At 64.5% G+C, this 9,212-nt stretch carries 9 protein-coding genes, 1 tRNA gene and 1 pseudogene; 2 read left to right on the top strand and 9 right to left on the bottom strand.

Features of this window, described 5'->3' with window-relative positions; all coding sequences use genetic code 11:
* Positions 1-118: 118 nt before the first annotated feature.
* The 3 genes and pseudogenes from AC04L7_RS07355 to rplM form a co-directional block, all read right to left on the bottom strand.
* Positions 119-193 (bottom strand) — tRNA-Gln (locus tag AC04L7_RS07355).
* 33 nt (positions 194-226) lie between these two features.
* The gene (rpsI, locus tag AC04L7_RS07360; protein WP_056879499.1) at positions 227-619 is read right to left on the bottom strand and encodes a 30S ribosomal protein S9; all 393 of its coding nucleotides are present in this window, start codon (positions 617-619) and stop codon (positions 227-229) included.
* A gap of 2 nt (positions 620-621) precedes the next feature.
* A pseudogene (gene rplM / locus AC04L7_RS07365) lies at positions 622-931 on the bottom strand (50S ribosomal protein L13).
* Positions 932-1,120: 189 nt separating this feature from the next.
* Here rplM and coq7 point away from each other — a divergent pair.
* On the top strand, positions 1,121-1,762 hold the full coding sequence (coq7, locus tag AC04L7_RS07370; RefSeq protein WP_296279518.1) for a 2-polyprenyl-3-methyl-6-methoxy-1,4-benzoquinone monooxygenase: 642 nt from the start codon (positions 1,121-1,123) through the stop codon (positions 1,760-1,762).
* Between the two features lie 89 nt (positions 1,763-1,851).
* On the opposite strand, the gene sugE is transcribed toward coq7, so the two are convergent.
* Together sugE and speD are read right to left on the bottom strand one after the other, a co-directional pair.
* Positions 1,852-2,166 (bottom strand): quaternary ammonium compound efflux SMR transporter SugE, encoded by a 315-nt coding sequence (gene sugE, locus AC04L7_RS07375; protein WP_435996816.1) that lies wholly within the window; start codon positions 2,164-2,166, stop codon positions 1,852-1,854.
* A gap of 180 nt (positions 2,167-2,346) precedes the next feature.
* A complete protein-coding gene (gene speD, locus AC04L7_RS07380; RefSeq protein ID WP_055936923.1) occupies positions 2,347-3,141 on the bottom strand; it encodes an adenosylmethionine decarboxylase in 795 nt (264 codons plus the stop codon).
* Positions 3,142-3,327: 186 nt separating this feature from the next.
* Between speD and crp the strand changes: the two genes are divergently transcribed.
* A complete protein-coding gene (gene crp, locus AC04L7_RS07385; protein ID WP_296279500.1) occupies positions 3,328-4,014 on the top strand; it encodes a cAMP-activated global transcriptional regulator CRP in 687 nt (228 codons plus the stop codon).
* Positions 4,015-4,590: 576 nt separating this feature from the next.
* Here crp and AC04L7_RS07390 read toward each other — a convergent pair.
* The 4 genes from AC04L7_RS07390 to AC04L7_RS07405 all read right to left on the bottom strand — a co-directional run bounded on the left by AC04L7_RS07390 (position 4,591) and on the right by AC04L7_RS07405 (position 9,156).
* Positions 4,591-6,426, bottom strand: coding sequence for a peptidoglycan-binding protein (locus AC04L7_RS07390; protein ID WP_475512756.1), 1,836 nt, complete (start codon positions 6,424-6,426; stop codon positions 4,591-4,593).
* Positions 6,427-6,523: 97 nt separating this feature from the next.
* Entirely contained in the window at positions 6,524-7,405 is an 882-nt protein-coding gene (locus AC04L7_RS07395) for a hypothetical protein (protein ID WP_475512757.1), read from the bottom strand.
* A 49-nt stretch (positions 7,406-7,454) separates the two neighbouring features.
* On the bottom strand, positions 7,455-7,811 hold the full coding sequence (locus AC04L7_RS07400; RefSeq protein ID WP_435996809.1) for a hypothetical protein: 357 nt from the start codon (positions 7,809-7,811) through the stop codon (positions 7,455-7,457).
* A gap of 55 nt (positions 7,812-7,866) precedes the next feature.
* A complete protein-coding gene (locus tag AC04L7_RS07405) occupies positions 7,867-9,156 on the bottom strand; it encodes a Tle-like phospholipase domain-containing protein (protein WP_475512758.1) in 1,290 nt (429 codons plus the stop codon).
* Positions 9,157-9,212: the final 56 nt, after the last annotated feature.

A 9,212-nucleotide genomic window follows, 5' to 3' on the forward strand; every position in this document is an offset into this window, starting at 1 on the left:
GCGCACGGCCTCGTCGGCAGGGCAGAACGGAGGTTGGAACATCGCGACCATGGCAAGACCCCTCAACGCAAAAACCCGCCATGGGCGGGCTTTTGCGGATGTCCAGTGGACGTCAAGTTGGCAGCCCCGGATGGATTCGAACCACCGAATGCCTGAGTCAGAGTCAGGTGCCTTACCGCTTGGCGACGGGGCTGTGTAACCAGTGACGCGTAGTGTAGCGCGTCTGTTAGCGCTTGGAGAACTGCGTGGCGCGACGCGCCTTGTGCAGGCCGACCTTCTTGCGCTCGACTTCACGCGCATCGCGGGTCACGAAGCCTGCCTTGCGCAGTTCCGACTTCAGCGTTTCATCGTATTCCACCAGCGCGCGGGCGATGCCCAGGCGGATGGCGCCGGCCTGGCCGGTGATGCCGCCACCGGTGGTGGTCACGGTGATGTCGAAGGTTTCGGTGTTCTTGGTCAGCTCCAGCGGCTGGCGCACGATCATGCGGCCGGTTTCGCGGCCGAAGAACTCATCCAGCGGACGACCGTTGACCGTGATGTTGCCGGAACCCTTGCGCAGGAACACGCGGGCGGTGGAAGACTTGCGACGGCCGGTGCCGTAGTTCTGAGTGATAGCCATGATTAGATGTCCAGGACCTGCGGCTGCTGAGCGGCGTGCGGATGATTCGGGCCGGCGTAAACCTTGAGCTTGCGATACATGTCGCGGCCCAGCGGGCCCTTCGGCCAGCTTGTTGCCGGTGACGTGGATCTTCTCGGCGTTGATCAMGACCAGGTAGTCGCCGGTATCAACGTGAGGGGTATAGACGGGCTTGTGCTTGCCGCGGAGGCGGCGGGCCAGCTCGGTGGACAGGCGACCAAGGGTCTTGCCTGCTGCGTYGACGACGTACCAGTCACGCTGGACGGTCTCGGACTTGGCGGTAAAGGTGCTCATGTGGATCTCATGTGTCTGGTCGGGCGGATTCCGCGGTTTCCCGGGCGGAACTTTGCCACGCGTTGTGAAGGGTGAAACGGAAGAGGCGGGATTGTACGGGGCGATACCGCAGTGCGCAACCCTCCGGAGCCTCGGACACGCAGGGCCCCGGGGCAGACGCCGGGAGCGCCTAGGCGGCACAATGGCCTCATGAACACCCGGACCTATTCGCCCCTCGATCAATGGCTGGTGGAGGCCCAGCGCGGCCTGGACACGGTGTTCGGCAGCCCCCCCGCCCAGCGCGCAAACCCCGCCGGGGATACCCCCGAGGTCGCGCTAGAGCCGGACGAACAGCGTCATGCTGCCGGCCTGATGCGCATCAACCACGTAGGTGAGGTCTGCGCGCAGGGCCTGTACTTCGGCCAAGCCGCCGTGGCACGGGACGATGCCACCCGCCTCCACCTGCTGGACGCCGCCCAGGAAGAAACCGACCACCTCGCCTGGTGCGCGGACCGGCTGCGTGAACTGGACAGCCGGCCCAGCCTGTTCAATCCGCTTTGGTACGCGGGCAGTTATGCCCTCGGCGCCCTCGCCGGCCTGCGCGGCGATGGCTGGAGCCTGGGGTTCGTGGTGGAGACCGAACACCAGGTCGAGGCCCATCTGGACGAACACCTTGAATCCCTCCCGCCCGCCGACCTGCGCAGCCGCGAGATCCTGAAGGTCATGAAGGCCGATGAGGCACGCCATGCCGAACACGCCGAAGAAGCAGGCGCGCGCATCCTGCCGGCCCCCATCCCGATGCTGATGGCCGGGGCCTCGAAGCTGATGAAGGCCGTCGCGTATCGCTTGTAGGGTGCGCCTTGGCGCACCGTCCCATGGCGCTGAATGCTCCGCAATCCAGCCTGGACGACGGGTTCACGGGTTCACTCGCGCGGCACCCGCTACGACGCGAGCTTCAGGCCAATGATGCCGGCCACGATCAGGCCGATGCAGACCAGCCGCGCCGCCGTGGCAGGCTCCTGGAACAGCCACATGCCCACACAGGCAGTCCCGACGGCACCGATGCCCACCCAGATCGCATAGCCCGTTCCCAGCGGGATGTGCTTCAGGGCTGCCGCCAGCAGCCAAAAGCTGGCCGCCGCGGCCACGGCCGTGACCACGCTGGGGACTAGCCGGGTAAAACCTTCGGAGTACTTCAAGCCCACCGCCCACACCACTTCCAGCAATCCCGCCAACACCAGATAGACCCACGCCATACGTCACCTCCTCAGGTTGAGTGCCCGGGCCATAACGCGAAACGGCCCGGAACCTTCGTTCCGGACCGCCGTCGGTCCTGATGCACGGCTCGCGCCGCGGGCGGGTCGTCCCGCCATGTGTGTGGGCAGACTAGCGAAGGCCATCCGAACCGGATGTAACCCGCGCCCGTCGCCAACCCCTCATTCCGGCAGGTTGCGCCCGTGGTACAGCTCCTCGATCTCCCGCTTCAGGCGCGCCTCGATCTTCATGCGCTCCTTGAACGACAGGTTCTTGGCCTTCTCCTCGAACAGGTAGTTGTCGAGGTCGAACTCCTTCAGGTGCATCTTCGTGTGGAAGATGTTTTCCTGGTAGACGTTCACGTCGAGCATCTCGTAGCGCGACTTGATGTTCTTGGCCAGGAAGTCCTGGATCGAATTGATCTTGTGGTCGATGTAGTGCTTCTTGCCCTTCACGTCGCGGGTGAAGCCACGGACCCGGTAATCCATGATGACGATGTCGGATTCCAGGCTTTCGATCAGGTAATTCAGCGCCTTCAGCGGCGAGATCACGCCGCAGGTCGCCACGTCGATGTCCGCGCGGAACGTCGCGATGCCATTGTCCGGATGGGTTTCGGGATACGTGTGCACCGTGATGTGCGACTTGTCCATGTGCGCCACCACCGCGTCGGAGATGATCTCCTTGCCCGCATCCTTCTTGTCGATCACCGGCTCCTCGGAAATGAGGATGGTCACCGACGCGCCCTGGGGGTCGTAGTCCTGGCGGGCTACGTTGAGGATGTTGGCACCGATGATCTCCGCCACGTCCGTCAGGATCTGGGTGAGGCGGTCGGCGTTGTATTCCTCATCGATGTACTCGATGTACCGGCGACGCTCGTCTTCGGACGAGGCATAGCACACGTCGTAGATGTTGAAGCTCAGCGCCTTGGTGAGGTTGTTGAAGCCTTGCAGCCGCAGGCGAGGCAGGGGTTTTACCACGGCGGTGATCCCTCTTCGGGGGTGTCGGATGAGGGGGCGGATTATGCGCCATATGGGGTGACAGCGAAATGTCCGCCGCCCATCCGCCAGCGGGCCGTCGCACAGTGGCCCAGCCCTTGCATGGCCTGCGTTTGCCGTGGGCCACGTATTCGGACTAAGCTTCCTGAATTACAAGCCGTGACCACCATGAGCCCAGGCATCCCCCTTTCAGCCCCTGCTCGCCCCGCCGCCAGCCCCCTGACGCCGGACAACGCCACGCTTGAGCGCTTCCTGGCCCACAGCCACCGGCGCCGGTATCCGGCCCGCGCCGATGTCTTCCGCCCGGGCGACCCCGCCGGCACGCTTTATTACGTGGTGAGCGGGTCGGTAAGCATCATCACCGAGGAAGACGATGACCGCGAGCTGGTCCTCGGCTACTTCGGTTCCGGCGAATTCGTGGGCGAGATGGGCCTGTTCATCGAGTCCGACCGCCGCGAGGTCATCCTGCGCACGCGGACACAGTGCGAGCTGGCGGAAGTCAGCTACGAGCGCCTGCACCAGCTGTTCCTCGGCACGCTGTCGGCCGATGCACCCAAGCTGCTGTATGCCATCGGCGCCCAGCTGTCGCGTCGCCTGTTGGATACCAGCAGGAAGGCCAGCCGCCTCGCATTCCTCGACGTCACCGACCGCATCATCCGCACGCTGCACGATCTGGCCCGCGAACCGGAGGCCATGAGCCACCCGCAGGGCACCCAGCTGCGCGTTTCCCGCCAGGAGCTGGCACGCCTGGTCGGCTGCTCACGCGAAATGGCTGGCCGTGTATTGAAGAAGCTGCAGGCCGACGGTTCCCTGCACGCACGCGGCAAGACCGTCGTGCTGTACGGCACCCGCTGACCGCAGGGAACAGGCGGCCGGTCTTGTGGGCCTGCCGCTGCCCGGGTCGTCGTCTCCACCTGCTCGACCGTTGCAGCGCCCTCGCCTGTAATACTGCGCAGCGCTGGGCCACCTCGTTTGTCCGCACCCCTTCCGCAGGGGGCTGGCGCGCCAAAGCGCCGATACCTTTCCGAGGTTGACGCTGCGCCCGCATGGCCAAGCCAGCGGAATGTCGGACAGGACTGCCTGCGTCATCTTTGCCTTCACCGCATTGATAGGCGGCGTTATCGCGCCCGGGGTTGATGACGGTCGCCAGCAGCGCGCCGTTGGCCACGGCTCTTGCAGAAGTCATGCCTCACAAAGCGTGCAGGATGGGCGCGGCACAAGCCGGCCCACCCTGCACCTGACCGACGCAACCGAGCGGGTCGCACCCATGGCGTCCGAAACCTCACTGCGTCTCGGCCGCGGCTTCGGCGCGCGACTGATCCCGCGTGGCCAGAACTTGCTCGCGCCCGCGTCCTGAATACGCACGCAGCCGCCGCCAGGCCGCAGTGCGACGCATGGGCCGATGAATCGGCCCATGCGTGTCCCGTCCTGTCAGCGCGACGGCCCGGTCTGCTCGCGTTGCTGCGCCACTTGCTGGTCGGTGACCGATGGCGGGTCTTTCGGCTGCCAGCCCTGCGCGGCGGGCGTCTTGAGGTAATCGTCCAGCGCCTGGCGCATGGCACGATCATCACCCCCGTGCATCGCGGAGAACATGCGGTCTACGAACGAACGCTGCGCATCCTCGCTGCGCGGATTCTGCGCTGTGGCGTCCGCAGGCCGGGGGTCGCGATTGGCGGTCGCCAGTGCATCACGCGAGCGCTCCCCGAAGATCCCGTCCACTTTCAGCCCGCGGTCTTCCTGGAACGCTCGCAAGGCATGTTCGGTCTGCGGACCGAATTTGCCCGACGCCGTCTCCAGTGGCCGACCATCGGCGCCCCGATACCCCAGCTGGTTCAGTTGCTGCTGCAGGTCACGCACCGCGGCACCGGACGCTCCGTCACGCAGCACCTCGGGTGCTGCCGTCCGCATCGGAACAGCAGCACCACGTTCGGCGCCCTGCAGGTGCGGCAACGGGTCCACCTGTCGGCCATCGCGCCACATCTCGAAATGCAGGTGCGTGTCTCCCTGTGCAGGCGTGTTGCCGGTCCTGCCCATGGTGCCGATCTGCTGCCCGGCTTCGACACGCYGCCCATTGCGCACGCTGAAGGCGTCGAGATGGAAGTACTTGGTCAGCGTGCCGTCATCGTGCCGCACGTGCACGGTGTTGCCTGCCGCCCCATTGTTCGGACGCACCACCACGGTACCTCCCGCGACGGCCACGACCGGATCGCCGACGTTGCCCTCGATGTCGATGCCGCCATGACGCCGCCCACCGCTGCGTGGCGTACCGAACTCCCCCCGGCCCTCGCGTGGCTTGTCGGCCTGGTTGATGTCATGGTTGCCTGGGGTCGGCCAAGCCAATCCGCCCTCGCGCTGCCGTGCTTCAGCGGCTGGGGCGCGATTGCGATCCTGCTCGGGAAGCGCAAGCTGCTGTGCGATCGCCTCGCGCGTACGCGCGTCGGCGTTGCCGGTGGCTTCAAGCTGGTTCGCAGCCTGGAACGCACGCACGGCTTCCTGCGTCCTGCCTCCATAGATGCCGGAGCGCGTCTCCAGTTCCGCACCCTGGCCGTCGCGGAATCCCAGCTGGTTCAATGAGGTTTGCAGCGCGCGCACGTCCTCACCGCGTTCGCCACGCTGCAGCACACCATCCGCCAGCGGCGACGTGCGCTCGCGGGCAGCCGCATCCGGCTGGCTCGCCTGGATGCCGCGGTCCGGGATACTGATAGCCGCGTACTTGGTATTCCAGTACTGCGAGAACGTATTTGCCAACTCGCGATCGTCGAGGCCGCGCAGGTCTGCGTAGGCACGCCCCGTCAGGCGCTCCACGTCTCGCTCGCTGATATTGTTGAGGATATTCCTGCGCGTGTTGGTACGGGTGAACTCACCCGCCTCGATCGCATTCTGGATGGACGCATAGCCGGCCGCGCCCTGCTGGTGGGCCAGATACAGGTCCAGTCCGCTCGGCGTCTCGTTCCCGGAGAGGAAATCGTGTCCACTGCGGGCCTGCCGACGTGTGATGTCGGCCAGATTGTCCGAATACAGCGCCGCCGCCGCGCGGGTGTTCGCCACCGGATCGAACTCGCGCCCCGCTATTCCGTAATCCTCGGCAGTGYCCGGTACGAACTGGAAAAGTCCTTTCGCGCCACTGGGATTGCTTGCATTCGGATCGAAGCGACCGCCTGTCTCGATGTAGGCGAATCGCAGGAAATCTTCCCGCGGAATGCCGCTTTCCTGTGCTTGTCTTTCGATGATGTCGAGAATCTGCTCACGTGTGTACTGACTGGCCATCGTTGGCTCCTTTGCTGAAGTACGCGACCGGGGGGTCGCTGGACGTCAACCGGGCCCCTCCCTGGGCCTGCTACAAGTCGGTCAACTGTGAATCCGCTTACTTTTCGTAGCGTTGCGTCGCCTGATCGAAGGTGTAGACCACGGTGTCCGCCTCCGTCATGTCGCGAACCTTGCCGGGCGCGGCGATAGTGGTTCCCTTCGAGACAACCTTGAGGTCAGGCAGGCCCGCACCGGTCTGCTCGAATGCGAGCGTCCCGCTGCTCGCCGCGCAAGGCATCACCTCCCCACCATCGCACGCATCACTATTGTCGTAGCTCACGGGAATGCTCCCCAGATAGCCCCATTGCCTGAATCCGAGTGCGTCCACGTCGTCAGGATCGAACAGAAGCAAGGCGAACATGCGTACGTCCGTGCCGTTCACGAAATCCAACGTCGGTACCGCCAAGAGGTAGCGACCGTCGCCGGTCGTGAAAGACTGTGCCTTTCGCGATTCATCGATCTGCTCGGCCCGCCCCATCCTGCCGAACTCGCCGACATAGCCGTCCGTGTCGGGCTTGGACCACTCGGCCTTGCCCTCCTTCTCCAYGCGCGTGAACGTCGCCTGTGAGATGGCGACATGCTCGGGGTCCATCATCCCGTTGTCGCCCTCTGGACCCTCGCCCTCGCTTTTGCTGCCGAAGCCCGTGAAGTAGTGCTTTCCTTTGAGATCGAACGCATGGCCGTACCAGTAGCTGACGGTGGCACCGCCGTCGACCTCGTAGCTGACCGCACCGTCGCCATCCCGCTGGTAGATGAAATACAACACGCTGTCCGCGGAGGGCGGCTTCAGCTCTGACATGGCTTCTTCCTTATTCTGGGGGGGCGTCGCCTGCTCCACGGCCTGCGCACTTCGCGGAGCAGGCACGTCGCACGCGCCCACGATCATTGCCATTGCGACCAGGAGCACGGGGGAAAGGACCTTCATGCGTTGCAACCTCATGTGGGCGACTCCATGACAAGAGCGTTCGTGGGCAAGAAAGGCGCCGGCATCAGTGACGGATGGGCGTGTTCTCGGGCCGGCCGCGACCCTCCCATCGACCCGACTCGATCGCCTTCGGACAGACCGACTTGTATTGGGCGAACGAGAGCGTGTCGTCCTGGGTCCAATCCTTGCCGTACGGGTTCGGTGGCCGACAATAGGGCATCAACATGAAAGCCCCGGTGAAGGGTGGCATGGGCTTCCAGCACGGCATCGGATTCTTCCTCACGTCCTGGCCCTGCGTGCAGAACACGAAGGGGTCGTCCATGCGGTAGTGAAGCGGCTGGTAGTAGCCGTCGGTCTGGGCACTGAGATCGAACAGCACTACCAGTCCCAACAGAATTCCAAGCTTGATGGTCTTTTTCATCGTCGTACTCCTTTTGGGCAGAGGCCTGGCGAACGCTCTGCGGACACAATCCAAGTCATCGCGCCATCGGGTGACCGGACGGAGCAAGGGTTTCACGCTGCAGGATTTCCTGGACTGGCAGCTGTTGCGGAATTTCGCCGCGGTGCTCATGTACCCGCGCAAACCAGGCATGACCGAACTCGGATGCCTGCAGCTCTTCCTGTGCGGCGCGCAGGGCGCCCGACTCGCCCGTCCTTGCCGCCTGCAACAAGCGCTCCACTTCCGACGACGGAGGCCGCGCCTCACGCCGGAGCGGCGGATGGAACGGGAGGGAGTCGTTTACGACATCCGCCGCACCCACGCGTTCGCTGGTGGTGTTCGCGGTCGCGGCATTCGCGCCCCACTTCGATAGCGGCTGTGTCTGGCCCGTCCATTTCTCACGCGCAGCGGGCTCTCCTGGCAGAAGTGGGCCGCGTGCAGCATCGATCCCATCCCGCAACGCGCCGAAGGGGCCGCGGGAAACCACGGTGATCCCCCGGCGCAGATCCGCCACATCGTCCCGGTAACCGGCGATCGCGCGATGGCTTTCTGCTGCAAGAGCGCTCGCTCGGGAGTCATCCAGCACGGAGCGGTCGCGCGCACCCTGGCCATCGACTGGGAGGAAGTGGTGCATTGAATGCGAACCCAACGAAGCGCCTGCAGCCAAAAGAGGATTGTCTGGCGTGACGACATCCAACAGGCGGCTATTGTGGTAACCGGAGGCCTGCAATGTCGCTAYCTCCTTCTCGGTGGCATATACCCTGACGGAACCGTAGTGTGGACTGGCCGCGCTGACGGTATCGGCCGCCATCACGTGGTTGAGTACTCTACCGCCACCTTCTGGGATGCGGCGGTCCAGACTTGCTGCGCCATACGCATTGAACGTCTCACCCCGCAGATCGAAGTAATGCGCCGTGATCTGGGCCAGCGTTCCACCGAGTGAGTGGCCCGTCACGGTGACCTCCGGAGCGTTCTTCCCGGGCTGCATCCCTTCTTGCATGGCAAACGCGATCGCACGCCTCGTCAGTTCAACCGCCTCGTTGGCCTGCGGATTGATACGGCTCAACACCATCGAGCCGTCGGTGACGACGCCATCCTTCCATATCTGTTCGGTGCCACGATGAGCGACCACGATCTCCCCGCCATCAACACGCTGATATAGCGTGCCTTGGTACCCAGTCTTCTTGCTGTCGACATGCTCCAAGATGCGGTAATCGACGCCGCCGAGAGTGACGGGCTCCCGCTGCGCAGGAGGCCGCATGCCGACAGCGCGATCCGCATATGAATCGTTGGCAAGCTCAGCATAGTCGTGGGACTGGATCCTCACGGCAACACCTCTGCAGAAGCCAAGGAAATCATGAAAAATTCGCTCCGCTTCTCATC

This window comes from Pseudoxanthomonas sp. LjRoot204_2 (assembly GCF_056175765.1).

Bases quoted from the DNA above. Each gene is read 5' to 3' on its own strand.
- coq7 (WP_296279518.1), top strand. From the start codon at position 1,121: ATGAACACCCGGACCTATTCGCCCCTCGATCAATGGCTGGTGGAGGCC.
- rpsI (WP_056879499.1), bottom strand. From the start codon at position 619: ATGGCTATCACTCAGAACTACGGCACCGGCCGTCGCAAGTCTTCCACC.
- crp (WP_296279500.1), top strand. From the start codon at position 3,328: ATGAGCCCAGGCATCCCCCTTTCAGCCCCTGCTCGCCCCGCCGCCAGC.
- sugE (WP_435996816.1), bottom strand. From the start codon at position 2,166: ATGGCGTGGGTCTATCTGGTGTTGGCGGGATTGCTGGAAGTGGTGTGG.
- AC04L7_RS07400 (WP_435996809.1), bottom strand. From the start codon at position 7,811: ATGAAAAAGACCATCAAGCTTGGAATTCTGTTGGGACTGGTAGTGCTG.